Annotated in this window: 18 protein-coding genes; 11 read left to right on the forward strand and 7 right to left on the reverse strand. The window is 70.4% G+C overall.

What is annotated here, in order from left to right; genetic code table 11:
* Positions 1–75: 75 nt before the first annotated feature.
* On the forward strand, positions 76–756 hold the full coding sequence (locus tag VDQ83_RS04885; protein ID WP_455434071.1) for a type 1 glutamine amidotransferase domain-containing protein: 681 nt from the start codon (positions 76–78) through the stop codon (positions 754–756).
* Between the two features lie 264 nt (positions 757–1,020).
* Here the strand turns inward: VDQ83_RS04885 and phbB are convergent, their stop codons facing one another.
* The 3 genes from phbB to VDQ83_RS04900 all read right to left on the reverse strand — a co-directional run bounded on the left by phbB (position 1,021) and on the right by VDQ83_RS04900 (position 4,582).
* Entirely contained in the window at positions 1,021–1,761 is a 741-nt protein-coding gene (gene phbB, locus VDQ83_RS04890) for an acetoacetyl-CoA reductase (RefSeq protein ID WP_263395682.1), read from the reverse strand.
* Between the two features lie 136 nt (positions 1,762–1,897).
* Positions 1,898–3,223, reverse strand: a complete 1,326-nt coding sequence (locus tag VDQ83_RS04895) for a CitMHS family transporter (RefSeq protein ID WP_455434072.1) — start codon at positions 3,221–3,223, stop codon at positions 1,898–1,900.
* A 159-nt stretch (positions 3,224–3,382) separates the two neighbouring features.
* Positions 3,383–4,582 carry an OprO/OprP family phosphate-selective porin gene (locus VDQ83_RS04900; protein WP_455434073.1) on the reverse strand — a complete coding sequence of 400 codons (1,200 nt, stop codon included), beginning with the start codon at positions 4,580–4,582 and terminating at the stop codon, positions 3,383–3,385.
* Between the two features lie 238 nt (positions 4,583–4,820).
* Between VDQ83_RS04900 and VDQ83_RS04905 the strand changes: the two genes are divergently transcribed.
* From VDQ83_RS04905 to VDQ83_RS04915, 3 genes are read left to right on the forward strand one after another with little or no spacing between them, the layout of a single operon-like run.
* Complete coding sequence (locus tag VDQ83_RS04905; RefSeq protein ID WP_309914174.1) at positions 4,821–5,534, forward strand: response regulator transcription factor; 714 nt, start codon at positions 4,821–4,823, stop codon at positions 5,532–5,534.
* Positions 5,527–6,915, forward strand: a complete 1,389-nt coding sequence (locus tag VDQ83_RS04910; protein WP_309914177.1) for a sensor histidine kinase — start codon at positions 5,527–5,529, stop codon at positions 6,913–6,915. Before VDQ83_RS04905 ends, VDQ83_RS04910 begins: the two co-directional genes overlap by 8 nt.
* Complete coding sequence (locus tag VDQ83_RS04915) at positions 6,912–7,997, forward strand: ABC transporter substrate-binding protein (protein WP_309914181.1); 1,086 nt, start codon at positions 6,912–6,914, stop codon at positions 7,995–7,997. Before VDQ83_RS04910 ends, VDQ83_RS04915 begins: the two co-directional genes overlap by 4 nt.
* Positions 7,998–8,015: 18 nt before the next feature.
* Here the strand turns inward: VDQ83_RS04915 and VDQ83_RS04920 are convergent, their stop codons facing one another.
* Positions 8,016–11,117, reverse strand: a complete 3,102-nt coding sequence (locus VDQ83_RS04920; RefSeq protein ID WP_455434074.1) for a two-component regulator propeller domain-containing protein — start codon at positions 11,115–11,117, stop codon at positions 8,016–8,018.
* 304 nt (positions 11,118–11,421) lie between these two features.
* On the opposite strand from VDQ83_RS04920, the gene VDQ83_RS04925 reads away from it, so the two are divergent.
* Both VDQ83_RS04925 and VDQ83_RS04930 read left to right on the forward strand, forming a co-directional pair.
* Positions 11,422–12,060, forward strand: coding sequence for a LuxR C-terminal-related transcriptional regulator (locus VDQ83_RS04925; RefSeq protein WP_263395675.1), 639 nt, complete (start codon positions 11,422–11,424; stop codon positions 12,058–12,060).
* A 117-nt stretch (positions 12,061–12,177) separates the two neighbouring features.
* Positions 12,178–12,519 (forward strand): DUF5713 family protein, encoded by a 342-nt coding sequence (locus VDQ83_RS04930; RefSeq protein ID WP_263395674.1) that lies wholly within the window; start codon positions 12,178–12,180, stop codon positions 12,517–12,519.
* A 678-nt stretch (positions 12,520–13,197) separates the two neighbouring features.
* On the opposite strand, the gene VDQ83_RS04935 is transcribed toward VDQ83_RS04930, so the two are convergent.
* Positions 13,198–15,846: a hybrid sensor histidine kinase/response regulator gene (locus VDQ83_RS04935; protein WP_455434075.1), complete on the reverse strand. Its 2,649-nt coding sequence runs from the start codon at positions 15,844–15,846 to the stop codon at positions 13,198–13,200.
* Positions 15,847–16,141: 295 nt separating this feature from the next.
* Positions 16,142–17,311, reverse strand: a complete 1,170-nt coding sequence (locus tag VDQ83_RS04940; protein ID WP_455434076.1) for an OprO/OprP family phosphate-selective porin — start codon at positions 17,309–17,311, stop codon at positions 16,142–16,144.
* Positions 17,312–17,784: 473 nt separating this feature from the next.
* On the opposite strand from VDQ83_RS04940, the gene VDQ83_RS04945 reads away from it, so the two are divergent.
* Positions 17,785–19,122: a dicarboxylate/amino acid:cation symporter gene (locus tag VDQ83_RS04945; RefSeq protein ID WP_309914196.1), complete on the forward strand. Its 1,338-nt coding sequence runs from the start codon at positions 17,785–17,787 to the stop codon at positions 19,120–19,122.
* A 146-nt stretch (positions 19,123–19,268) separates the two neighbouring features.
* Positions 19,269–21,563 (forward strand): NADP-dependent malic enzyme, encoded by a 2,295-nt coding sequence (locus VDQ83_RS04950; protein WP_263395670.1) that lies wholly within the window; start codon positions 19,269–19,271, stop codon positions 21,561–21,563.
* A 435-nt stretch (positions 21,564–21,998) separates the two neighbouring features.
* Here VDQ83_RS04950 and VDQ83_RS04955 read toward each other — a convergent pair whose 3' ends face one another.
* Positions 21,999–22,259 carry a helix-turn-helix domain-containing protein gene (locus VDQ83_RS04955; protein ID WP_263398520.1) on the reverse strand — a complete coding sequence of 87 codons (261 nt, stop codon included), beginning with the start codon at positions 22,257–22,259 and terminating at the stop codon, positions 21,999–22,001.
* A 192-nt stretch (positions 22,260–22,451) separates the two neighbouring features.
* Here VDQ83_RS04955 and VDQ83_RS04960 point away from each other — a divergent pair, with 192 nt between their 5' ends.
* The 3 genes from VDQ83_RS04960 to VDQ83_RS04970 are packed head-to-tail and all read left to right on the forward strand — an operon-like array spanning position 22,452 to position 25,115.
* Positions 22,452–22,649 (forward strand): zinc-finger domain-containing protein, encoded by a 198-nt coding sequence (locus tag VDQ83_RS04960; RefSeq protein WP_263395669.1) that lies wholly within the window; start codon positions 22,452–22,454, stop codon positions 22,647–22,649.
* Between the two features lie 11 nt (positions 22,650–22,660).
* Complete coding sequence (locus tag VDQ83_RS04965) at positions 22,661–23,773, forward strand: glycosyltransferase (RefSeq protein ID WP_455434077.1); 1,113 nt, start codon at positions 22,661–22,663, stop codon at positions 23,771–23,773.
* Positions 23,754–25,115, forward strand: a complete 1,362-nt coding sequence (locus tag VDQ83_RS04970) for an O-antigen ligase family protein (RefSeq protein WP_455434078.1) — start codon at positions 23,754–23,756, stop codon at positions 25,113–25,115. Before VDQ83_RS04965 ends, VDQ83_RS04970 begins: the two co-directional genes overlap by 20 nt.
* Positions 25,116–25,226: the final 111 nt, after the last annotated feature.

Raw genomic sequence — 25,226 nt, forward strand, 5'->3', positions numbered from 1 at the left:
GAATGCGGCCATGCCGATACTGCGCGCCCGGCCTGCCTGCGCACGGCCACCGTTCCCCGCAAAAAGGACATCCGCATGAAGATCCTGATGGTGCTGACCTCGCACGACCGCCTCGGCGACACCGGCCACAAGACCGGCTTCTGGCTGGAGGAATTCGCCGCGCCGTATTACGTGTTCCAGGAGGCCGGCGCCGAGATCACTCTGGCCTCGCCCAAGGGCGGGCAGCCGCCGCTGGACCCGAAGAGCGACGCCGCCGACGCGCAGACCGCCGCCACGCAGCGCTTCAAGGGCGACCCGGCGGCGCAGCAGCAGTTGGCGAATACGCGGCCGCTGGCCGACGTGCGGATGGCCGACTACGACGGCGTGTTCTATCCCGGCGGCCATGGTCCGCTGTGGGATCTGGCCGAGGACCGTACCTCGATCGCGCTGATCGAGGCGTTCGAGCGCGCCGGCAAGCCGATCGGCTTCGTCTGCCATGCGCCGGGCGCGCTGCGCCGGGTCACGACGGCCGATGGCAAGCCGCTGGTCGCGGGCCGCCGCGTCACCGGTTTCACCAATGGCGAAGAAGCCGCGGTCGGGCTCACCGACGTGGTGCCGTTCCTGATCGAGGACGAGTTCCAGCGGCTGGGCGGCCTGTACGAAAAGGGCGCCGACTGGGGCGTACACGTGGTGGTGGACGGCACCCTGGTCACCGGCCAGAACCCGGCCTCGTCCGAGGACGCGGCCAAGGCGTTGCTGGGGTTGCTGGCGAAGTAGGCGCGCCTGCGGCGGTCGGCAGCGGCGGCCGTCGGAACGAACGGTCCACCGGTACGATCGCCGCTGCGGCGCTGCCGATCGCAGCATGCCGTTGTTGTGGGAGCGACTTCAGTCGCGACGGCTTTACCGGCAATGCCTGTCCCGGCCGAAGGCGCTCCGGTCTTGGTGCGGCCGGTTCGGAGGGCCGCGCTCGATGCGCAGCCGTTCGACGCGACGAACGCTGCCACGCACGCAAGCCTGTTCGCGCGCTTGGCGATCCCACCACTAGCCCATGTGCAGGCCGCCATTGACCGCATAGTCGGCACCTGTGACGTAGGCGGCCTCGTCGGAGGTCAGCCAGCCGCACAGCGCGGCCACTTCCTCGGGCTTGCCGAGCCGGCGCAGCGGCACCGAGGTCGCCAGGCGGTCGAGCACGTCCGGCGGGAAGCTGCTGATCGCGGCGCTGGCGATATAGCCGGGCGACACCGTGTTGACGGTGACCCCGCGCGAGGCCACTTCCTGCGCCAGCGCGCGGCTGAAACCCTGCATCGCCGCCTTGGCGGTGGCGTAGTTGATCTGACCGATCTGGCCCTTCTGCGCGCTGACCGCGCCGATGTTGACGATGCGTCCCCAGCCGCGCGTGGTCATGCCGTCCACCACCTGCTTGGTGATGTTGAACAGCGAGTTGAGATTGCTGGCGATCACCGCCTGCCAGTCCTCGCGGCTCATCTGCCGGAACAGCGTGTCGCGGCTGCCGCCGGCGTTGTTGACCAGCACGTCGATCGCGCCGACCTCGGCCTTGACCTTGGCGAACGCGGCGACAGTGGAGTCCCAGTCGGTGGCATTGCCTTCGGAGGCGATGAAGTCGAAGCCCAATTCGCGCTGCTCGCGCAGCCACGCCGCCTTGCGCGGCGAATTGGGACCGCAGCCGGCGACCACGGTATGCCCGTTGCGGGCCAGCTTCTGGCAGATCGCGGTACCGATGCTGCCCATGCCGCTGGTGACGTAGGCGATTCTTAGGGTCATCTGGAACCTCTGTGGGTTGGGAGTGCGGGACTCGGGACTGGGGACTCGGGACTGGGACAACGGAAGTCGGTGGAGTTCCAGGTCGCGGCGCTGCGCTTTTTCGGGTCCCGAGTCCCGAGTCCCGGGTCCCGAAGATTCAAGCAGCCAACGGATACAACGCGAACAGCAGACTCCCGCCCATCAGGAGCAGAGAAACCAACACCGCCCACTTCAAGGTGAAACGCTGGTGGTCGGCGAAGTCGACCTTGGCCAGGCCGACCAGCAGATAGGTCGACGGCACCAGCGGGCTGAGCAGGTGCACCGGCTGTCCGGCCAGCGAGGCGCGGGCCATTTCCACCGGAGTGATGCCGTAGTGGCTGGCCGCTTCGGACAGGATCGGCAGCACGCCGAAATAGAAGGCGTCGTTGGACATGAAGAAGGTGAAGGGCATGCTGGCCAGTGCGGTGATCACCGCCAGGTACGGCCCCCATGCGTCGGGGATCACTGCCAGGAAGCTGCGCGACATCGCCTCGACCATGCCGGTGTTGGACAGGATGCCGGTGAACACGCCGGCGGCGAAGATCAGCGACACCACCGACAGCACGTTGCCGGCATGGTTGACCAGGCGCCGGCGCTGCTCGGCCAGGTTCGGATAGTTGATCAGCAGCGCCAGCGCGAAGCCGATCATGAACAGCACCGGCATCGGCAGCACGCCGATCACCAGCGCCGCCATCAGCACCAGGGTCAGCGCCAGGTTCACCCACAGCAGCTTCGGCCGCTTGATGTCCTCGGCGTCCTCCACGGTCGGCAGCGCATCGCCGTCGTCGGCCACGCTGCTGTCCATCCAGCTGTCGCCCGGCAGCGCGGCCACGCCGAGGCGGCGCCGTTCCTGCATGCCCAGGTACCACGCCAGCACCAGGATGCCGGCGATCGCCAGCGCCATCGCCGGCACCAGCGGCACGAACACGTCGGCCGGGTCCACGTGCAGCGCGGTGGCCGCGCGCGCGGTCGGCCCGCCCCACGGGGTCAGGTTCATCACCCCGCCGGCGAGGATGGTCACGCAGGTCATGTTCAGCGCGTTCATGCCGATGCGCCGGTACAGCGGCAGCATCGCCGACACGGTGATCATGTAGGTGGTGGAGCCGTCGCCGTCGAGCGAGATCAGCAGCGCCAGCACCGCGGTGCCGACCACGATCTTCATCGGATCGCCCTTGACCAGGCGCAGGATGCGCCGCACCAGCGGATCGAACAGGCCGGCGTCGATCATCACCCCGAAGTACAGGATCGCGAACATCAGCATCACGCCGGTCGGCGCGATCTTCTTGATCCCTTCCAGCATCATCTCGTTGATGCCGGTGCCGAAACCGCCGGCCAGCGCGAACACAATCGGCACGATGATCAGGGCGACCAGCGGCGACAGCCGCTTGCTCATGATCAGGTACATGAAGGTGAGGACCATTCCGAAACCGAGCGCGGTCAGCATGGGGGAGTTTCCTTGGAGTGGTACGGAAAAGGGCGGCGGGACCGGGGGCCGGGGACCAGGGACCCGAAGAACGGAAGTCGGTAGAGCTTCAAATCGCGATGTCGCGCTTTTCCGGGTCCCCGGTCCCCGGTCCCTGGTCCCTGGTCCCGGCCTCCCCACTCAGAAGTCATACTGAAACCGCCCAGTAATCGCCCGAGTGCGATCAAGCGTGGCCCCCGCCAGATGGTCGCGATTGCGGCTGTCGATCAGGTTCAGCATCAGCCGCAGGTTCGGCTTGAGATACCAGTTGCCGGCCAGCGTCCACGAGGCGGTGGAGGCGTCGAGGAAATCCGCCTGGCCGTCCAGGTGCTGGGTGCCCCACATGCGGTCGTAGCGCAGCGCCAGTTCGAATGCGCCGCGCGGGTTGTTGACCTGCGCGATGCGGGTGAAGCGTCCGGTCTTGCTGTCGTAGCGGCGCGATTCGCCGGTGGCGAACCAGCTGACGAAGCCGTAGGCGGACATCACCTGCGCACGCTGCGCACCGTCGTCGAACAGGCCGCCGCTGAATTCGCCCTGCCACGACAGCGGGCCACGCACCTGCGCGTATTCCAGCGACCACTTGTCCACGTCGGTATCGCGGCCGTCGGCGAAGCGCGCCAGGGTGATGCGGCTGTCGTCGGACAGGTGCCCGGCCGGGCGCGGGCGGATGCTCAGGGCGGGCGCGCCGTTGGCGCCGGGGTGGTCGTAGCGCTCGTGCGCCAGCGACAGGCCCAGGTGCAGCACGTCGCCGTCGCGCGCGCCCGGCGCCCAGGTGCCGCGGCCGCCGAACGCATCGCCCTTGATGTTGGAGACGTCGATGCTCTCCAGGCTGTAGACGCTGGCGGCCCAGGTGTAGTCCTTGCCGGCCGCCTGCCACGACACCGCCTTGCGGTACAGCGGCGCCAGCGTGCTGGCCGCGCCGCTGCGCTCCAGGAACTGGCCGAAGTTGGAGCCGGTGCGGTCGTCCAGCGAGAAGTACTGCTTGAACTGGCCGACGCTCAGCGTGCCGGCCTCGAACTTGCGGGTGAGGTAGACGTCCTTGGCCTCGATGCCCTTGCTGTTGAAATCGTCCTGCAGCCCCGCAAAATCGCCTTCGACCTTGTAGCCGAAGCCGAAGAACTTGCCGGAGACGTCGAGCCACAGGCGGCGGATCTCGGTGTCGTCGGGATTGGGCGTGCCGCGGCCGTCGTTGTCGAACTGGGCGAAGTCCCAGTGCAGGCGGCCGCCGAGTTCGGCGGTGACCGGGCCGTCGTCGTCGCCATCGGCGGCCCGCGCCAATGCGGGCAGGGACAGCAGGGCGCAGGCGCAAGCGCCGCACAGGCTCAGTTTCTTCAGGTCCACGTACCCTCCCAGGTGCGCGCAGCGCGTCGATGAGTCGGTAGCCTGCAGCGGAAGGCCGCGGGCCAGCGTGGCTGCAGCCTAGTGCGGCGTAGCTGTCATCGACCTGTCAGTGGGGCCGGGATTGGGGATTGGGGATTCGCAAAAGCGCGTTGCGTCGCTGTCGCCTTTGCCGTTGGCGGGTTAGCATCCGCCGGCCGAATCGCGTTTGCGAATCCCCAATCCCCAATCTCGAATCCCAATGCGCCTTTTACTGGTCGAGGACAACGCCGATCTGGCCGATGCGATCGTGCGGCGCATGCGCCGCAGCGGGCATGCGGTGGATTGGCAGAGCGACGGGTTGGGGGCGGCCAGCGTGCTGCGCTACCAGCGTTTCGATCTGGTGGTGCTGGACATCGGTCTGCCGGGGCTGGACGGGTTGCGCGTGCTGGCCGGGTTGCGCGAGCGCGGCGACACCACGCCGGTGCTGATGCTGACCGCGCGCGACGGCATCGAGGATCGGGTGCAGGCGCTGGACGTGGGTGCCGACGATTACCTCGGCAAGCCGTTCGATTTCCGCGAGTTCGAGGCGCGCTGCCGGGTGCTGCTGCGGCGCAACCGCGGCAACGCCAGCGAGGTGGTGCAGCTGGGCGGTTTCGCCTTCGACAACGCCGCGCACAGCGTCAGCCTGGACGGTGCGCCGATCGAACTGCCCAATCGCGAATACCGCCTGCTGGAGATCCTGATCGGACGGCTCGGCCAGGTGGTCGGCAAGGATGAGATCGGCAACGGCCTGTTCGGCTTCGACGACGAGGCCGGGCCGAACGCGATCGAGCTGTACGTCGGGCGCCTGCGCAAGAAGCTGGCCAGCGCGCCGCTGCGCATCGTCACCGTGCGCGGGGTCGGCTACAAGCTGGAAGCAGCGGATGCGGAAACGCCGTCGGCGCCATCGCAGGATGCGCCTGGCGATGGCTGAAGCCGCGCTGCCGGCGCCGTCGATCCGGCGCACGCTGCTGCTGTACCTGGGAGCGCTGTCGCTGCTCGGCGCGGTGGCGCTGTTCTTCTTCGCGCGCGACTACGGCCAGCGCGCGGCCAACCGCTCCTACGACCATCTGCTGGTGTCCTCGGCGCTGTCGATCGTCGATTCGGTGGCGCTGGCGGACGGGCAGTGGCAGGTGGACCTGCCGTACGCGGCGCTGGACCTGCTGGCGATGGCGCCGGAGGACCGGGTGTTCTACCGCGTGTTCGATGCGCGCGGACGCACCATCACCGGCTACGGCGATCTGCCGAAGGCGCCGTCGCTGCCGCGCGCCAGTGCCGCGCCGCGATTGTTCGACGCGTTCTACAGCGGCGAACGGGTGCGCTTCGCGGTGGTGGCGCGGCGGGTCTCGTCGGCCGCCGCGCAGGACGAGGTGTGGGTGCAGGTCGGGCAGACCCGTCGCGCGCGCGAGGCGCTGGCGCAGGATGTGGTGCTGCGCGCACTGGTCGCGATCGCGCTGCTGTCGCTGCTGTCGCTGGCGCTGGTGTGGCTGGGCGTGTATCGCGCATTGCGCCCGCTGCAGCGGATCGAGCGCGACCTGTCGCGGCGCGAGCCGTCCGAACTCAAGCCGCTGGCGGTGGCCGCGCCGCAGGAAATGCACCAGATGGTGGCGGCCTTGAACCGCTTCATGGCGCGCCTGTCCAGCAGCAACGAGACCCTGCGCGCGTTCATGGCCGAGGCCGCGCACCAGATGCGCACGCCGCTGGCGGCGCTGCGCGCGCAGGCGCAGCTGGCGCTGGACGAGGAGGATCCGCGCGACATGCGTCGCAGCCTGGAGGCGATCGAGCGCAACGCCACGCACATGAGCCGGCTGCTCAACCAGTTGCTCAGCGACGCCAGCGTGATCCATCGCTCCAACCTGCAGCGCTACGCCAGCGTCGACCTGGCCGAAGTGGTGCACCAGGCCCTGCACGAGGCGCTGCCGCAGTCGCAGCCGCGTCCGCGCGTGCAACTGGCCGTCGCCAGCGAGGCGGCGCTGGTGCGCGGCGATGCGCTGCTGCTGCGCGAGGCGATCAAGAACCTGATCGACAACGCCTGCAAGTACGGCGGCGACGGCGCATTGCAGGTGGCGCTGACCTGCGAGGCGCGCGATTGCGTGGTGACCGTGGCCGACCACGGCCCGGGCATCGCCGCCGCCGATGCCGAGCGCGTGTTCGAGCGCTTCGCGCGCGGCGAAGGCGCGGCCGCCGGCGGCGCCGGGCTCGGCCTGGCGATCGTCAAGCGCGTGGTCGACAGTCACGGCGGACGCATCGATCTGTCCAACCGTGTCGGCGGCGGCCTGATCGCCAGCCTGCGCCTGCCGAGGTTGCATCCATGACCGTGCTCCGCGCGTTGCGCACCGCTGCGCTGCTGCTGGGCTGCGTGCTGGCCCATGCCGCTGTCGCCGCGCCCGGCGACGTGCGTCGCTTCCCGGCGCAGGGCGCGCCCGAGGCGCAACTGTGCATCCAGGGCTCCACCGACATCGAGGTGTTCGCCGCGGTGATCGGCGACTACCAGCGGCTGCATCCGCGCAGCGAAGTCGTGTACCAGGACGTGATCGCCTGGGACATGTACCAGCGCTACCTGCACCCGCGGCCCGGCGCACGCTGCGCCGACCTGCTGATCAGCGCCAGCATGGACCTGCAGACCAAGCTGGTGAACGACGGCCATGCGCTCGCGCACCGCTCGCCGCAGACCGAGGCGCTGCCGGCGTGGGCGCAATGGCGGCACGAGGCGTTCGGGATCAGCTACGAGCCGGTGGCGATCGTCTACAACAAGGCGCGACTGCCGGCGGCGCAGGTGCCGCGTACGCGCCGCCAGCTGCTGGAGCTGCTGCGCGCGCCGGGCATGCCGCTGCGCGGCAGGATCGGCACCTACGACGTGGAGCGCAGCGGCGTGGGCTATCTGTTCGCGACCCAGGACGGGCAGATCGGCAGCATGGCCGGCGCCTTGCTGGCGGCGCTGGGCGACAACCAGGTGGTGCTGGAAGAGCGCACCGGCGTGCTGCTGGACCGGGTCAGCCGCGGCGAACTGCTGTTGGCCTACAACGTGCTCGGTTCCTATGCGCAGGCGCGGATCGACGCCGGCGCGCCGCTGGCGATCGTGCAGCCGGAGGACTACACCCTGGTCGCGCTGCGCACTGCGGTCATCCCGCGCGATACGCCGCACGCGGCCGAGGCGCGCCGGTTCCTCGACTACCTGCTGTCGCCGCGCGGCCAGCAGGTGCTGTCGCGCGAGGCGCGGCTCAAGCCGATCCTGGCGGTGCCCGGCGCCCCGCGCGCCGCGCTGCCGGCCGCCACACCGGCGTTCCGCCCGATCGCGTTGGGGCCGGGCTTGCTGGTGTACCTGGACGCGCTCAAGCGCCGCCAGTTCCTGGATGCCTGGCGCAGCAGCATGCGCCGCAAGCCGCCTGCGCGCTGAGGCGTCGGCGGCCGCCGCTCAACGCGCGAAGCGTGGCGGCTGCGCGGTGGAGTGCAGGATGCGCACGCTGTCGCCGAGCTGCTCGGGAGGGCCGCCGGCCAGCAAGGCCTGCACCCGCGGCCGGTCCGGCGCCGCGCCGGCGACCACCCCGACCCAGGCGTTCTTGCCGGCGCCCTTGGCCGCATACAGGCAGCGGTCGGCCAGGCCCACGCTCTGTTCCCAATCGCCCAGCGCCGGCCACGCCGCCACCAACGGCCATGGCGCGAAGCCGATCGAGCAGGTCAGTGCCAGGTCGCGCTGCTCCAGCACGAAATGCTGCGCGGCCACCGCCGCGCGCAGGCGTTCGGCGAGCGCCTCGGCGGCGGCATCGCGCGGCAGCCGGGTGACCAGCAGGAATTCCTCGCCGCCCCAGCGCACCAGCAGGTCGCGGATTCTGCACAGGGCGCGCAGGCTGTCGGCGCACTGCACCAGCGCGGTATCGCCGGCCTGGTGGCCATAGTCGTCGTTGATGCGCTTGAAGTTGTCGACGTCGATCATGAAGAAATACAGCGCGTCGGTACTGCTGCCCGCGTCCAGCTCGGCGCGCAGCGCCGGACACTCGCGCGCCAGCCAATCCTGCAGTTCGCGGCGGTTGGAGACCTGGGTCAGCGGATCCAGGCGGGTGGCCGCTTCCAGCTGCGTATTGCTCTGCGACAGCTTCTGGTTGGCGCGCTCGAGCTGGCGCGTGCGCTCGGCGACGGTGAGGTTCAGCAGCTCGACCATGTCGCGCTCGCGGTTGACCGTGCGGCGCACGCGTTGCGCGGTCAGGCCGAGCAGCAGCAGGCCCAGCAGCGCGTAGCCGGCATAGGCCAGCGGATGCCGCCACGGCGGCGGCCGCACTTCGATCTGCAGCGTGCGCGAGGGGCCGAACTGGCCGTCGCGCCCGGCCGCCTGCACCTGCAGGACGTAGCGGTCCGGCGGCAGATGGCTGACCGAGAACTCGCTGTGCGCGGTCTGCGGATAGACCCAGCCCTTGTGCAGGCCGTCCACCCGGTAGCGCAGGCGCGCGGTGCCCGGCGCGGTGAAGTCGATCGCGGTCATGCCCACGGTGAACACGTTGTCGCGATGGTCCAGCGTGATGTCGCGCGCATACACCACGTCGGTCTCGGTCTGCCGCGTGCCGCCGTGGCGAGCTTCGCCGGCGTCGAGCACGTGCAGGTCGGTCAGCACCGCGCGCGCCGGCGGACTGCGCAGCGGCAGCCGTCGCGGATCGACCACGTCCACGCCTTGCGTGCCGCCGAAATACAGCAGGCCGCGGCTGTCGCGATAGCCGCGGCCGCTGTTGTATTCCTGGTTCTGCAGGCCGTCGCGGCGGCCCAGGCTCTGCACGATGCGGGTCGCCGGATCGAGCACGCTCAGGCCGTTGTTGGTGCTCAGCCAGAGCCGTCCCTGCGGATCGGGCAGGATGGTGTAGATCACGTTGCTGCTGAGGCCTTCGCGGTCGGTGTAGCGCACCGCGACGTCGTGCTTCAGGTCGACCCGGTACAGCCCGCCGGTGAAGGTGCCCACCCACAGGACGCCGTCCTTTTCGTACAGCGACCACACCGACGGGTACAGGCCGGCGCCGCCGGGCCGGTAGGGCTCGGCCGCGCGATCGCCGCGCATGCGCCACAGGCCGCAATCGTTGCCGCCGATCCACAGCGTGCCCTGGGCGTCGCGGTACAGCCGGGCCAGTGTGCGCCCGGCCAGCGGCGCCCAGCGCGGATCGTCCTGCACGCGGCCGTCGACCACCCGGGTCAGTCCACGGCGGGTGGCGACCCACAGCGTGTCGCCTTCGCGCAGCAGGTCGTTCACGTGCGCATCGGCCAGCCCGTTCACGCGCGTGAGCGTACCGCTGTCGCTCAGCCGCCAGAGCCCGTGGCGGGTTCCCAGCCACCAGCCGTGGGTATCGCGCTCGATGGCGCGTACCGCGCGCGCGGCCAGCGGCGCCGGGACTCGCCACGGCGCACGGTCGCGGTCGCGCAGCATCAGCCCCTGGTCGGTGCCGATCAGCATGCGCGTGCCGTCGCGCCAGAGGCTGCGCACGCTGGAGCTGGGCCAGGCATGGACGTCGCTGAGGCCTTCCTCGTCGTTGCGGATCACCGCCGACAACGGCCGCACCCGGTACAGCCCGGCGGTGTAGGTGCCGATCCACCAGGTGCCGTTGCCGTCCTGGTAGAAGCCGTTGATGGCGCTGCGCGGCGGCGCGTCGAAGTGCAGTCGCCGCGGCGTCGCGTCGGTGTCCAGCTGGGTCACCGTGGCGTTGCTGGAGCCGACCAGCACCCGCCCGTCGGCCAGGCGGATCAGTGCGCTGAGATCGCCGTGGTCGGTCAGCAGCTGCTCGGTGCTCCAGTGCGCGAGCACGCCGCCCTGCGCGTCGAGCTTGAACAGCCCGGCGCTGGCCGAGGCCAGCCACAGGCCGTCGGGCCCGGACTGCAGCGCCACGCATTCGTCGATGCCCGGCGGCGCCGGCAGCGCCTGGCGCGCGCTCGCGCTGAGCAGCCACAGCCGGCAGTGCCGGTCCAGCGCCACGGCGCGCTTGCCGTCGGGCATCCAGGTCAGGCCCACCACCGGCGCATCGCCGCCCAGTGGCGACACCCGCCGCACCGCCGCATCGACGCGGTCGATGCCTTGCTCGGTCCCCAGCCAGGCGCCGCCCTGCGGATCGATCAGGATGTTCGTGACCCGGTTGTGCGACAGGCCTTCGGCGGTGCTCAACCGATGCCGCCGCCAGCTGGCCAGCTCGATCACTTCCAGGCCGGCGTCGTTGGTGCCCAGCCACAATCGGGTGCCGCGGGCTTCGAAGGCGAGGCTGTCGATGCTGCTGCTGAGCAGGCTCTGCCGTTCGCTGGGGCCGAGTTCGTGCCGGTAGGTGCGGAACAGATGGCCGTCGAAGCGGTTGAGGCCCTCCTGCGTGGCGATCCACAGGAATCCCTGGTCGTCGCTCTGCAGCGCGTTGATCGAGAGTTGCGACAGGCCCTCGTCCAGGCCGAAATGCTCCAGGCTGCTCGGCAGCTCGGGATCATCGCTGTCGCTGGCCGCCGTCGCGGCCACGGCCAGTCCCGGCATCGACAACGCCGCCAGCAACGCGCAGCGGCGCATGGCCGCGCGCGCGCTTCGCAGGAAGGTCGAAAAAGGTCGGATCACGCCACGCTATCGGCCGAGGGCGGTGGCACTTGAATGGCGCCGGTGCTCGGTGTTCGCGCGCATCCTGCCACACCCGTGGCACGCTGGACGGCGGCGTCCGTTTTCCCTGGGCAGTCGCGCAGGAGGGAAATTGGGGCGGCGGGATGCCAGCCGGCGCCGCACGACTCGACTGGTCTGCCGGCCCGGCCACGGACATTGCGCCGACGGCGGCGTCCCCGGCGTGGCGATACGCCGCCGCCGCGCGTGCCAGACTGTCGCCATGGACACGCCGAAGATCCTGGTCGCCGACGACCATCCCCTGTTCCGCGCCGCGGTGCTGCACGCGCTGCGCCAGGCCTTGCCGCGCGCATTGGTGACCGAGGCGGCCAGCGCCGCCACGCTGGATGCCGCGCTGGCCGCGCTGCCCGATGCCGACCTGGTCCTGCTGGATCTGGCGATGCCCGGGGCGCGCGGCTTTTCGGCGCTGCTGCACGTGCGTGGCGAGCACCCGGAGGTGCCGGTGGTGGTGATCTCCTCCAACGACCACCCGCGGGTGATCCGCCGCGCCCAGCAGTTCGGCGCGGCCGGCTTCATCCCCAAGTCCTCGCCGGCCGAGACCATCGGCATCGCGGTGGCGGCGGTCCTCGACGGCGGCACCTGGTTCCCGCCGCTGACCGCGGCGCGCTCGGAGGCCGACGCGCAACTGGCCGCGCGCCTGGCGCAGCTGACCCCGCAGCAGTTCCGCGTGCTGCTGTGCCTGGCCGACGGCCTGCTCAACAAGCAGATCGCGTACGAGCTGGGCCTGGCCGAGAACACGGTGAAGGTGCATGTGACGGCGATCCTGAAAAAGCTCGAATGCCACAGCCGGACCCAGGCCGCGGTGCTGGTCAAGGCGCTGGAGCCGGAAGGCGAGGCCTGACCGCCGGCGCGGCCCGCCAGCCGCCGGCTGTGCCGGGAGCATTTTCCGCCGCGCCCGGATACGCGATGCTATGCACTGGCGCCCGCGCTTCCTGCGGGCGGAAAGGATCCCCCGACCATGCCCCTTAGCAACGAGCAGATCACGTACTACCCGTTCCTGCAGGAAATGCTGGACGACGACTACTTCCCCTCCTTCCTGGTCGGCAAGGGCCAGAAGATCCTGCTGCGGCTGTGCGAGGCGATCGAGGCGCAGGCGCCGAAGGATCTGCCCGCGCTGTACCGGCTCACCCACGCCGCCACCGAGGAATTCAACGCGCTGGCGCTGGAATTCGAGGCGCACGACAGCGAAATCGAGACCGCCGCGCGCGACAACATCGGCGTGGATTTCCTGTACATCGCCAAGACCTACGGCTTCGATGACGCCGACGCCGAGGAACTGATCGCACCGCGCGAGTGGTGAAAGGGGCCGGGCATCGGTGGGACTAAGCACGCGCGGCTGTTCCCTTTCCCTTCTCCCACCGGGAGAAGGTGCCCCGCAGGGGCGGATGAGGGTACGGGCGAAGCCTCGCGTACCCAACTCCACGAGTCGCTGCGCGCCGGACCCTCACCCCAACCCCTCTCCCGGTGGGAGAGGGGCTAAGGCTGTTCCTTCTCCCCTCGGGACCATGGCCCCCTTTTCGGGGGAAGGTGCCCCGAAGGGGCGGATGAGGGTGCGGGCGCAGCCTCGCGTACCCAACTCAGCGAGCCGCTTCGCGCCGGACCCTCACCCCAACCCCTCTCCCGGGGGGAGAGGGGCTAGGCGCACCGCGGCTGTTTCCTTCTCCCACCGGGAGAAGGTGCCCCGCAGGGGCGGATGAGGGTACGGGCGCAGCCTCGCGTGCCCCAACTCCGCGAGTCGCTTCGCGCCGGACCCTCACCCCAACCCCTCTCCCGGTGGGAGAGGGGCTAAGGCGCACCGCGGCTGTTTCCTTCTCCCCTCGGGACCATGGCCCCCTTTTTGGGGGAAGGTGCCCCGCAGGGGCGGATGAGGGTACGGGCGCAGCCTCGTGCACCCAACTCCGCGAGTCGCTTCGCGCCGGACCCTCACCCCAACCTCTCTCCCGGGGGGAGAGGGGCTATTGCTCCGGTGATAGAGCGCTCAACCGCGGCGCAGCAGCATCTGCGTCATCAGTGCGCGTAGCGCCGGCGCGCGCACCGGCTTGGCCAGGAAGCCCCAGCCGCGTTCCTGGGCCAGCGCGCGCAGCGCCGGATCGGCTTCGGCGGTGACCAGGATCACCCGCGGCTCGGCGTTCCAGCGCTCGCACAGTTGCGCGAACAGGGCCGGGCCGTCGCGCGCGCCCATGCGCACGTCCAGCAGCACCAGCTCCGGCGCCTGTGCCGGTTGCGCCGCGGCCAGCGCCTCCTCCGGGCCGGCGGCCAGTTCCACCCGGCACGCCCAGCGTTCCAGCAGCATGCGGCTGGCCTCGCACACGCGCGGCTCGTCGTCGATGCACCACACCCGGCAGCCGTGCAGGATCGGGTCGTCGCCGTTGTCGCTGGCCACCGCGGTCGGCGGCTGCGCCTGCGCCGCGGCGGTGGCGTCGCCCAGCGCCACGGTGACCGCGAACACGCTGCCGCGGCCGAGCTGCGAACGCAGGCCGATGCGGTGGCCGAGCAGGCGGCCAATGCGCTCCACGATCGCCAGGCCGAGGCCGGCGCCGCGGTCATGGGCGACGCCGTCGCCGAGGCGGCGGAACTCTTCGAAGATCTCCTGCTGCAGCGCTTCGGGGATGCCCGGGCCCTGGTCGTGGACTTCGATGCGCAGGCGTGCGCCGTCGCGGCGGCAGCCCAGCAGCACGCGTCCGCGCGGGGTGTAGCGGATGGCGTTGGACAGGAAGTTCTGCAGGATGCGCCGCAGCAGGGTCTCGTCGCTGCGCACCGTGGCGCGGGTCGGCACGTAGTCCAGGCGCAGGCCGCGGTCCTGCGCGACGATGCCGAACTCGTGCGCCAGGGCCTGCAGCAGCGGCCCCAGCGCGAAATCGCGCACCTGCGTCTTCAGCGTGCCCGCTTCCAGCCGCGAGATGTCCAGCAGACTGTTGAGGATCGCGTCCTGCGCGACCAGCGCGTTGTCGACATGGTCGGCGATCTGCCGCGCGTCGTCGTCGTGCAGCTTGCCGCGCAGCGCCGAGACGAACATGCGCGCGGCGTTGAGCGGTTGCAGCAGATCGTGCACCGCCGAGGCGACGAAGCGGGTCTTGTAGCGGTTGGCATTCTCGGCCTCGCGCTTGGCGTCGGCCAGGTCGCGGGTGCGTTCGGCGACGCGGTGTTCGAGCGCATCGGCCAACGAGCGCAGTTCACGCGCGGCGTTCTTGTAGCTGGTGATGTCGGCATAGCTGGTGACGAAGCCGCCGTCGGGCAGCGGGTTGCCGCGGATCTCCAGCACGGTGCCGTCGTCCTTCTCGCTCTCGCGCATGTGCGGGCGGCCGCTGCGCAGGTGATCGAGGCGACGCTGGATCGCCGCCTCCACCGGGCCGGGACCGAGCAGGCCGCGGCGCGCGTTGTAGCGGAACACGTCCTCGATCGGGCGGCCGATGCGGATCAGCTCCGGCGGGAAGCGGAAGATCTCCAGGTAGCGCGAATTCCACGCCACCAGGCACAGCTGCGCATCGATGATCACCACGCCCTGCGGCAGGTGCTCCAGGCTGCGGCTGAGGCCGGTGTCGGCCTGCTGCGCGGCCTGCACGATGCCGTCCTGCGCGGTGCGCAGCTCCTGCGCGTGCTGTTGCAGCAGCGATTCCAGTTCGCGCCGGCTGCGCTGGCGCAACCGCGCCAGGCGCTGGCGCTGCTGGAACAGCAAGCCCAGGAACACCAGCGCCAGCCAGATGCCGGCCGCGGCCAGCGCGGCGGCGCGGCCGGCGGCGCGGCTGCCGCCGATGTCGTGCAGCAGGTGCAGGCGCCAGCCGCTCTCCGGCAGCGCCATGCTCTGCCACAGCAGCGGCGCGCGTTGCGCGGGCGCATCGACGCGCATCACCTGACCGCCGTCGTCCAGCGTGTCCAGGCTGCGACGCTGCGCCGGCAGCAGCGCCTGCCGGGCGTACTGGCGGGTGGCCAGCAGTTCCTCGCGTTCGCGCGCGCTCAGCGGCTGCAGCTGGCGGTAGCGCCAGGCGTCGCGGCTGGACAGGAACACCACGCCGTGGCGGTCGCTGACCAGCACCACGTCGGGCACGCGCAGCCACTCGCGCTCCAGCGCGGCCAGCTCGATCTTGATCACGATCACGCCGAGGGTGCGCCCGGCCTCGTCGCGGATCGCCTGCGACAGGAAATAGCCGGGCACGCCGGTGGTCATGCCGATGCCGTAGAAACGCCCGCTGCCCTGCGCCAGCGCCTGCTTCACGTAGGGGCGGAAGCTGTAGTCGGCGCCGACGTTGCTGCTGGCCAGGCGCCAGTTGCTGGCGGCCACGGCGACGCCGTCGGCGCCGATCAGGGTCAGCGTCGAGGAGCGGGTGACGTCGTTGGCGCGCTCCAGCTTCAGGTTCAGCCGCTGGTGCGTGGCCGGGTCCAGCGGCCGGGTCAGCGCGTCGCGCAGTTCCGGATCCAGCGCCAGCACCTGCGGCAGGGTGCGATAGCGGTCGATGCGCTGCTGCAGGGTCTGCGCGTACAGGTCCAGCTGTTGCCGCAGCTGCCGGCTCTCGGCGCGCAGCGCGCGCTGTTCGGCGAAATGCCCGGCCGACAGCATCGCCAGCGCCATGCCGCCGAGGACGACGAGCAGGAGCAGGGCGAGGTGGCGATAGCGCGAAGCGGAATACATGCGGAGGGACGCGGCCGGACGATGGCCGTCAGCTTAGCGGCAGCGGCGTGCGCGCTGGTGGCGATCGGTCGGGCAGGCGGCACCTGTGGCGCCGATGCGATCGCGCTATTGGGGCTGGATGGCGGACGCAGCTCGGCACCGCCGGCCCGGTGGAGAGGGCCGGCGGTGCCGAGTTGTGGTTTCCTGTTGAATCCAACCCCGATCGGGCATCGCCGATCGGGCCGACCAGCACGTGCGGATCAGCACGCACGAATCAGCACGTCCCGATCAGGGCGTGCCGATCAGCGCGCGTCGATCAGAACTGCACCTGCGCACGCAGGTCGAACGAGTCCGGCTTGGTGCGCACGCCGGCGCGTTCGGCATCGGCGCGCACGTAGTTGGCCTGGAACTTGAAGTGGCTGGTCAGGTACCAGTTGGCGCCCAGGGTCCAGTTGTGCTCACGGCCGCCGAGGATGCTGCCGTCGTCCAGATCCAGGCGGCTGTAGCGGGCCAGCAGCTCGACCGCGCCGTAGGCGTTGGCCGGCTTGATGTTGGCCACGTTGCCGGCGCTGTACGGGCGCGACTCGCCGGTCAGCACGTAGCTGGCGAAGACGTACTGGCCGTCGGCGGTGTAGTCGGGGCGGCCGTTGTCGCGGGTGACCTCGGCGCGCAGCGCCTCGCCCTGCAGCGAGAACGGACCCTTGATCCAGATCGCTTCCAGGCCGGTGCGGCGCACCTGGTCGGCATCGACCAAGGTGCCCGAGTCGACCAGGCGCACGTCGGTCAGGCCGGCTTCCGGGCGCGCACGCAGACGCACGCGCGGGCTGAAGCTCACGTCCAGGCCGTTGTGGTAGCCGCGCGGGTTTTCCTGCGAATAGGCCAGGCCCAGGTGCAGCACGTCGCCCTCGGCCTTGAACGGGGTCCACACGCCGCGCACCGCCTGGGTGGTGCCGGGGTTGTCGCCCTGCAGGTCCTTGCCGCCGTACGCGCCGGCCTGCAGCAGGTACTGCGGACGCTCGAAGGTCCACTCCACGCCGGTGCGGCGGCCCTGGTAGATCGCCTGGATCGGCAGCGCGGTCTCCATGAAGCTGTCGGCGCGCGAGCTGGTCACGCCTTCCAGGCCGACCGGCACCTTGATGTAGCCCAGCCGCACCTTGCCGTAGTCGCTGCCGAACAGCGCCTTGGTCTCGAAACGGAAGAACACGTCCAGCCACAGCTTGGACTGGAAGTCGAAGTACACCATCGCGTCGTACACGCCCTTCTTCTTCAGCGTGGCGCCGAATTCCTTGCGCCGGAACGCATTGTCGTCTTCCAGGCGCGCGTCGTCGTCGGAGAAGTTGTTCCAGTCGTAGCCGTAGTTGCCGGTCAGGGCCAGTTCGGTGCCGTCGTTGAAGGCGACCTTGGTCGGCCAATCGTCGAAGCCGCTGGCGACGGCGGGAGCGGCGGCGGTCAGGCACAGCGCAGCGAAGAGAAGGGTATGGCGCATGGTGTGATGTCTTCTTGATGAGGAAAAAAGCGCGCCGGCACTCGATTGAACGGGACGGGCTTGCGCGGGCGGTGCAACGAGTTGCCGACCGCGGCCGACCCTCGGCCGCGGTGCGGGCGCATCCGTCGGAACAACGAGCCGCCCGCATGCAATAGCGGACGCATCCGGCGGTTCTTTACAGCGATGTTGCGATCCTGCGACGGCGCATCGCCCCTGAATACGCATGCGACACCGGCAGCGCCGGCGGCAGATCGGTGCGCGACGCAGCATCGGCGGGGCGCGGCCCGGCGCCGGCGTTGCGTGTCGCATCTCCCTCCCGTGAGCGTGCCGGGACACTGTAACTGCGCCGACGGCGCCGCGAACAGGGAACTAGTACCAATAGGTTATCTGCTTAGAAGCCGGCGCCGCGTACAAAGGCAGCATTCCGGGACCTGCGTCGGGTCCCCGGTTCGTCCCGTTCCGGAGCGCTCTGCATGCATATCCCAACTTCCCCGGCCGGCGGCCTCGTGCATCGGCATGTGCCGTTCTACCGGCAGCTGTATTTCCAGGTGGTGGTCGCCATCGTGCTCGGCGCGCTGCTCGGCCACTTCGAACCGGCCTTCGCCGAGAAGCTCAAGCCGCTGGGCGACGCCTTCATCAAGCTGGTGAAGATGATCATCGCGCCGGTCATCTTCCTGACCATCGTCACCGGCATCGCCGGCATGACCCACCTGAAGACGGTGGGCCGTGTCTTCGTCAAGGCGATGGTGTATTTCCTGTTCTTCTCCACGCTGGCGCTGGTGGTCGGCATGATCGTCGCGCACGTGGTGCAGCCCGGCGCCGGCATGAACATCAATGCGGCCGACCTGGACCAGAGCGCGGTGCACAGCTACGTGGAGAAGTCGCACGAGCTGACCCTGGTCGGCTTCCTGATGGACATCATCCCCAAGACGCTGCTCAGCCCGTTCGTCGGCGACAACATCCTGCAGGTGCTGTTCGTGGCGGTGCTGTTCGGTGTGTCGCTGGCGATGGTCGGCGAGCGCGGCAAGCCGGTGCTGAACCTGCTGGAGGCGCTGGTCGCGCCGGTGTTCAAGCTGGTGCACATCCTGATGCGCGCCGCACCGCTCGGCGCGTTCGGCGCGATCGCCTTCACCATCGGCAAGTACGGGGTGGAGTCGCTGATCAACCTGGCCTGGCTGGTGGGCTCGTTTTACGTGACCGCGCTGCTGTTCGTGCTGGTGATCCTGGGCGCGGTGGCGCGCCTGTGCGGCTTCTCGATCTTCAAGCTGATCCGCTACCTGAAGGCGGAACTGCTGCTGGTGCTGGGCACTTCCTCGTCCGAATCGGCGCTGCCGTCGCTGATGGAGAAGATGGAGAAGGCCGGCTGCGAGAAGTCGGTGGTCGGGCTGGTGGTGCCCACCGGCTATTCGTTCAACCTGGACGGCACCAACATCTACATGACCCTGGCCGCGCTGTTCATCGCCCAGGCGACCAACACCGAGCTGACCCTGGGTCACCAGATCGCGCTGCTGCTGGTGGCGATGCTCAGCTCCAAGGGCGCCGCGGGCGTCACCGGCGCCGGCTTCATCACCCTGGCGGCGACGCTGGCGGTGGTGCCGGAAGTGCCGGTGGCGGGCATGGCGCTGATCCTGGGCGTGGACCGCTTCATGAGCGAATGCCGCTCGCTGACCAACTTCATCGGCAACGCGGTCGCCACCGTGGTGGTCTCGCGCTGGGAGAACGCGCTGGACCGCGATCGCCTGCGCATTGCCCTGGACGGCGGCGAAGACGCGCTGCCGGCGGTCGTGGCCGAGCCTGCCGCGATCCGCTGAGTTTCATCGCCCTGCGCGCGCGCCGGCCTTGCCGGCGCTTCGCGTTTCCGGCCCCGGCCTGCGCGGCGACAGCCGCAAGACAGGCTTGGCCATGGCCCAGGGAGTAGAATCCTGGGTCCTCGCGCCTCTCGACTACAGAAGCCTCGATGTCAAACGACGATTTCAAACAGGCCGCCCTCGACTATCACCGCCAGCAGCCGCCGGGCAAGATCAAGGTGTCGGCGACCAAGCCGATGCTGACCCAGCGCGACCTGTCGCTGGCCTATTCGCCGGGCGTGGCGTTCGCCTGCGAGGCGATCGTCGCCGATCCGCAGCAGGCCAGCGCATTGACCGCGCGCGGCAACCTGGTCGCGGTGATCAGCAACGGCACCGCGGTGCTGGGCCTGGGCAACATCGGCCCGCTGGCGTCCAAGCCGGTGATGGAAGGCAAGGGCGTGCTGTTCCAGAAGTTCGCCGGCATCGACGTGTTCGACATCGAGATCGACGAGAACGACCCGGACAAGCTGGTCGACATCATCGCCAGCCTGGAGCCGACCTTCGGCGGCATCAACCTGGAAGACATCAAGGCGCCCGAGTGCTTCGTGGTCGAGCGCAAGCTGCGCGAGCGGATGAACATCCCGGTGTTCCACGACGACCAGCACGGCACCGCGATCATCGTCGGCGCGGCGGTGCTCAACGCGCTGGTGGTGACCGGCAAGAAGATCGAGGACGTCAAGCTCGCCACCACCGGCATGGGCGCGGCCGGCATCTCCTGCGTCAACATGCTGGTGTCGCTGGGGCTGAAGCCGGAGAACATCCTGGCGCTGGACCGCGACGGCGTGATCCACACCGGCCGCACCGACCTGGACCCGGACAAGCTGCGCTACGCGCGCGACACCGACAAGCGCACCCTGGCCGAGATCGTCGAGGGCGCGGACATCTTCCTGGGCCTGTCTGCCGCCGGCATCCTCAAGCCGGAAATGGTGGCGACGATGGCGCCGCAGCCGGTGATCTTCGCGCTGGCCAATCCGAATCCGGAAATCACCCCGGAGGCGGCCAAGGCGGTGCGCCCGGACGCGATCATCGGCACCGGCCGTTCGGACTACCCGAACCAGATCAACAACGTGCTGTGCTTCCCGTACCTGTTCCGCGGCGCGCTCGACGTCGGCGCCACCGGCATCAACGAGGCGATGAAGATCGCCTGCGTCAAGGCGATCGCGGCGATGGCGCGGCGCGAGGCCTCCGACCTGGGCGCGGCCTACGGCGGCGAGACCCCGAGCTTCGGTCCCGACTACCTGATCCCGCGGCCGCTGGATCCGCGCCTGCTGGTCGAGCTGTCCTCGGCGGTGGCGCAGGCGGCGATGGATTCGGGCGTGGCCACGCGCCCGATCGCCGACATGGCCGCCTACCGCGACACGCTCAGCCAGTTCGTCTACCGCACCAGCCTGATGATGAAGCCGGTGTACGACCGCGCCCGCGCCGACAAGCAGCGCGTGGTCTACGCCGAGGGCGAAGAGGAAGTGGTGCTGCGCGCGGTGCAGAGCGTGATCGACGAAGGCCTGGCGTTCCCGATCCTGATCGGCCGCCCGGACGTGATCGAGGCGCGCATCGAGCGGCTGGGCCTGCGCATCACCGCCGGCGTGGACTTCGAGATCACCAACATCCACGACGATCCGCGCTTCAACGACTACTGGCAGTACTACCACGCGCTGACCGAGCGCCGCGGCGTCACCGTCACCGCGGCCAAGGAACTGATGCGCTCGCGGCCGACGCTGATCGCCGCGGTGATGGTCGCGCGCGGCGAAGCCGATGCGCTGCTGACCGGCGTGGTCGGCCGTTTCCACAAGAAGCTCGGCTACGCGCGCAGCGTGATCCCGCTGGAGCCGCGGGTCAGTTCGACCTCGGCGATGACCGGGGTGATCAACCAGCAGGGCGCGTTCTTCTTCCTGGACACGCACGTGCAGGAAGATCCGAGCGTGGAGCAGATCGTCGAGGCTACGCTGCAGGCCGCATACCGGCTGAAGCTGTTCGGCATCGAGCCGAACATCGCGCTGCTGTCGCACTCCAACTTCGGCAGCCACGACTCGCGCGATGCACTGAAGATGCGCCAGGTGCGCGAGGCGCTGCTCAAGCGCAAGCCCGAGCTCAACATCGACGGCGAGATGCAGGGCGATACCGCCTGGGACGAGGCGCTGCGCAAGCAGATCATGCCCAACAGCACGCTGAAGGGGCGCGCCAACCTGTTCGTGCTGCCGAACCTGGAAGCGGCCAACATCGCCTACAACCTGGTGCGCGTGTTCACCGACGGCGTGGCGATCGGCCCGATCCTGATGGGCATCTCCAAGCCGGTGCACATCCTCACCACCAGCGCCACCTCGCGCCGGGTGATGAACATGACCGCGATCGCCGCGGTCGATGCGCAGATCCGCAAGCAGCTGGAAGCGGAGAAGAGCGCGCCGTAAGCGCTGGCTTCGGGCGTTCGATGTACATGCGCGCGCAGCCGTGGTGGCTGCGCGTTTTGCTGTCGGCACTCCATGCCGAGCGGGCGTGCGGTGTCTCTCTGCGGCGCGTGTTCGGATGCCATCGCATCGGGCCAGCCCGTCGCGCCAGGATGTGGCGATCGGGCTTGCCAGCGATCGGGGTGGGTTGCCTCGCGCAGGCGTCAAAACTGACCGATCGAAGTAACGGCGGGTCGAGCCCCGGCGTAATCCATGCCGATGTGCGCGGCGGCGTCGCACAGACGCCTCCCGCGTCCACGCCGTCGGCGTGCGTTGCATGAACGGTTTAGAGTCCGAGGCGGATGAGCCGCTCTCGGCGGGCGCAGGCTTGACGCCATGGCGGCTTCCGCCGCGCGGCTGCGCAGGATCTAACGCGGCGCCAGCGGCGCCGCGGGGCCCTCAGGCCAGGCGCTTGCCGGCCGGCAGCGGCAGGCTTTCGTGGTCGCCCTGGTTCAGCTTGGACGGCTTGCCGGTCAGCAGCACGTAGGCATCGACGCCGGTAAGTTCGGCAATCTTCAGCAAATGCCGGGCATTGGGAACCGAACGATTGTTCTCCCAGTGACCCAGGGTGCTATGCGCCACACCAAGCAAGGCCGCCAGCTCGCGCAGCGTGAAACCGGCATTGCGCCGCGCCTGCATCAATCGCACACCTATATCCACGGGACACCTCGGAGCGGCAGGTTTGCGCCGCGTACCGCCGAGCATAGTGGATGTCATCGCTTGGCATCAAGCCGCTACGCAAGGACACGTCCAGGTCATGGCCGGCGGCGCATGCGCGCGCGCCGCCCGCCCCGGCGCGCGCGCGGGACGGGCTGCTAGAATTCGCTGTCCCCTCCCGCCGTGCCTACCGCCATGAGCCATACCGCCACCGCGCCCGCCAATGCAGAGAAGCGCTACACCGTGCACCGCGCCGAGCTGCCGCTGAGCTGCCCGACGCCGGAGATGGCGCTGTGGAACTCGCACCCGCGGGTGTACCTGCCGGTCGAGGACGAGCCGGGCAACGAAGCCCAGTGCCCCTACTGCGGCGCGGTCTTCGTGCTGGTCGACTGACCGCCGGCGCGATGCACCGCCTGACCGTGGTGCAACTGCTGCCGGCGCTCGAATCCGGCGGCGTCGAACGCTCCACCCTGGAAATCGCCGCGGCGTTGGTCGCGGCCGGGCACCGCGCACTGGTGGTCTCGGCTGGCGGCCGCCTGCTGCCGGCGCTGGCCGCGACCGGCGCCGAGCACATCGCCCTGGACATCGGCCGCAAATCGCTGCTGAGCCTGCGCCACGTGCCGGCGCTGCGCCGCCTGTTCGTGCGCGAGCGGGCGGACATCGTGCACGCGCGCTCGCGGCTGCCGGCCTGGCTGGGGTGGCACGCGCTGCGCGGCTTGCCCGCGGCGCAGCGGCCGCGCTTCGTCACCACCGTGCACGGGCTCAATTCGCCGAGCCGCTACAGCGCGATCATGGCCCGCGGCGAGCGGGTGATCTGCGTGTCCGCCACGGTGCGCGACTACGTGCTGCGCCACTACCCGCAGACCGACCCGGCGCGGCTGCGGGTGATCCCGCGCGGCATCGACCCGGCGCAGTTCCCGCGCCGTGCGCAGCCCGATCCTGCGGCGCGCGCCTGGGCCGCGACCCAGGCACCGGCCACGGCCGGCCACGGCCCGCTGCTGCTGTTGCCCGGTCGGGGCACTCGCCTCAAGGGCCATGCCGACGCGCTGCGCCTGCTCGCCGCAGTGCGCGCCGACGGCAGCGACGCGCGGCTGTGGCTGCCCGGCGCGCGCGAGGCCGGGCGCGCGGCCTACATGCAGGAGCTGGAAGCGCAGGCCGCCGCGCTGGGCATCGCCGAGGCGGTCGCGTTCACCGCGCCGACCGCGCGCATCGCCGAGGCCTATGCCGCCAGCGACCTGGTGCTGCAGCTGTCGCGCAAGCCCGAAGCGTTCGGCCGCACCGTGGTCGAGGCGCTGGCGGTGGGGCGGCCGGTGCTGGGCTGGGCGCACGGCGGCGCCGGCGAACTGCTGGCGCAGCTGCAGCCCGAGGGCGCGGTGCCGGCCTTCGATCCGGCGGCGCTGCACGCCGCCGCGGCGCGCCTGCTGGCGCATCCGCCGACGCCGCCGGCGCAGATTCCCTACACGCTGCAGGCCATGCAGCGCGCGACCCTGGCCGTGTATGACGAATTCCACGACTGATTCCTCCCTGCTCGCGCCGCTGACTCCGGCGCGCAACGAACGCTGGGCGCCGGTGTGGGTGCTGGCGTTCGTGGCGCTGTGGCCGGCGCCGGGCCTGGCCGCGGGGGTGCTGGCGCTGGGCGCGCTGGTCACCCTGGCGCGGCTGCTGCACAGCCGTTTCCGCGGCGGCGCCAGCCTGCTCAGTGGCCCGGCGTGGGCGCTGACCACGCTGCTGTTCCTGAGCTACTGGCTGCCGCAGCCGCTGTCGGCGCTGGACGCGGTGGACGTGCCGCTGGCGCTGCGCGAATCGGCGGTGGACCTGCGCTTCCTGCCGTTCCTGTGGCTGGTGGCGATGGCGGTGGCGACGCCGCGTGGCCGCCGCACCACCTTCAACGGCCTGGCGATCATCGCCGCGATCTGGACCGCCGATGCACTGGCGCAGGCGCTGTGCGGCAGCAGTCCGCTGTTCTGGTCGATGGACCAGCTGAAGTGGGCGATCAGCCACCACGGCCTGTGCACGCCGCAGGAGATCGCGCTGGCCGACCGTCTCAGCGGGGTGTTCGGGCCGTGCAACCTCAAGTTCGGCCAGGTGCTGGCCAGCCTGTCGCCGTTCCTGCTGTTCCTGGCCGGGCGCCGCGGCGGCGCCTGGGGCTGGCTGTGCGCCGCCGCGGCGGTGGGCGTGGTGCTGGTGCTGGCCGGGTCGCGCGCCTCGTGGATCACCTACGCGCTGGTGCTGCTGCTGTCGGGCTGGCGCTTGCTGGGCATGCGCCGGCTGCTGGCGCTGGGCGTGGCCGCGGTGCTGGTCGCCGGCGTGCTCGGCGCGGTTTCGCCTCAGGTGCGCGAGCGCTTCGCCCGCACCACGCTGGCGCTGAGCGGGCGTCCGGCCGATCTCGACGCGGCGCTGGCCGGGCGCACGCAGATCTGGAGCGCCTCCTGGTGCATGATCCGCCAGCATCCGCTCAACGGCGTGGGCGTGCGCGGGTTCCGCGAAGCCTATGTCGCCTGCGACCCGGATCCTGCGCATGGGGGCGCCTGGGGCCGCGAGCCGGCCTTCCACGCCCACCAGATCGTGCTCGAAGTGCTCAGCGAGACCGGCGCGATCGGCTTGCTGCTGTGGCTGGCCGGCGCCGCGCAGGCCTGGCGCGCGTGGCGCTACGCCTCGCCGCAGGCGCGCGAACGGGCGCGGCCGGCGATGCTGGCGCTGCTGGCCACGGTGTTCCCGTTCAACACCCACCTGGCGTTCTATTCGTCGTTCTGGGGCTCGCTGGCGCTGATGCTGGTCGGGCTGTATGTCGGTGCGCTGCTGGCGGCGGAGGACGACGCCGACGGCGCTGCGGGGGCTGGTTCGCCTGCGGCGGGCTGATCGCTTCGCGCCGTACCCTCACCCCAACCCTCTCCCGGTGGGAGAGGGGCTAGGCTGTTCCCTTCTCCCACCGGGAGAAGGTGGCCCGAAGGGCCGGATGAGGGTACGGGC

It is taken from the genome of Xanthomonas sp. WHRI 7945, assembly GCF_035026585.1.

Excerpts from the sequence above, each read along its gene's own strand:
- VDQ83_RS04885 (WP_455434071.1), top strand. The coding sequence starts at position 76 with ATGAAGATCCTGATGGTGCTGACCTCGCACGACCGCCTCGGCGACACC.
- phbB (WP_263395682.1), bottom strand. The coding sequence starts at position 1,761 with ATGACCCTAAGAATCGCCTACGTCACCAGCGGCATGGGCAGCATCGGT.
- VDQ83_RS04895 (WP_455434072.1), bottom strand. The coding sequence starts at position 3,223 with ATGCTGACCGCGCTCGGTTTCGGAATGGTCCTCACCTTCATGTACCTG.
- VDQ83_RS04905 (WP_309914174.1), top strand. The coding sequence starts at position 4,821 with ATGCGCCTTTTACTGGTCGAGGACAACGCCGATCTGGCCGATGCGATC.
- VDQ83_RS04910 (WP_309914177.1), top strand. The coding sequence starts at position 5,527 with ATGGCTGAAGCCGCGCTGCCGGCGCCGTCGATCCGGCGCACGCTGCTG.
- VDQ83_RS04915 (WP_309914181.1), top strand. The coding sequence starts at position 6,912 with ATGACCGTGCTCCGCGCGTTGCGCACCGCTGCGCTGCTGCTGGGCTGC.
- VDQ83_RS04920 (WP_455434074.1), bottom strand. The coding sequence starts at position 11,117 with ATGCGCCGCTGCGCGTTGCTGGCGGCGTTGTCGATGCCGGGACTGGCC.
- VDQ83_RS04925 (WP_263395675.1), top strand. The coding sequence starts at position 11,422 with ATGGACACGCCGAAGATCCTGGTCGCCGACGACCATCCCCTGTTCCGC.
- VDQ83_RS04930 (WP_263395674.1), top strand. The coding sequence starts at position 12,178 with ATGCCCCTTAGCAACGAGCAGATCACGTACTACCCGTTCCTGCAGGAA.
- VDQ83_RS04935 (WP_455434075.1), bottom strand. The coding sequence starts at position 15,846 with ATGTATTCCGCTTCGCGCTATCGCCACCTCGCCCTGCTCCTGCTCGTC.
- VDQ83_RS04940 (WP_455434076.1), bottom strand. The coding sequence starts at position 17,311 with ATGCGCCATACCCTTCTCTTCGCTGCGCTGTGCCTGACCGCCGCCGCT.
- VDQ83_RS04945 (WP_309914196.1), top strand. The coding sequence starts at position 17,785 with ATGCATATCCCAACTTCCCCGGCCGGCGGCCTCGTGCATCGGCATGTG.
- VDQ83_RS04950 (WP_263395670.1), top strand. The coding sequence starts at position 19,269 with ATGTCAAACGACGATTTCAAACAGGCCGCCCTCGACTATCACCGCCAG.
- VDQ83_RS04960 (WP_263395669.1), top strand. The coding sequence starts at position 22,452 with ATGAGCCATACCGCCACCGCGCCCGCCAATGCAGAGAAGCGCTACACC.
- VDQ83_RS04965 (WP_455434077.1), top strand. The coding sequence starts at position 22,661 with ATGCACCGCCTGACCGTGGTGCAACTGCTGCCGGCGCTCGAATCCGGC.
- VDQ83_RS04970 (WP_455434078.1), top strand. The coding sequence starts at position 23,754 with ATGACGAATTCCACGACTGATTCCTCCCTGCTCGCGCCGCTGACTCCG.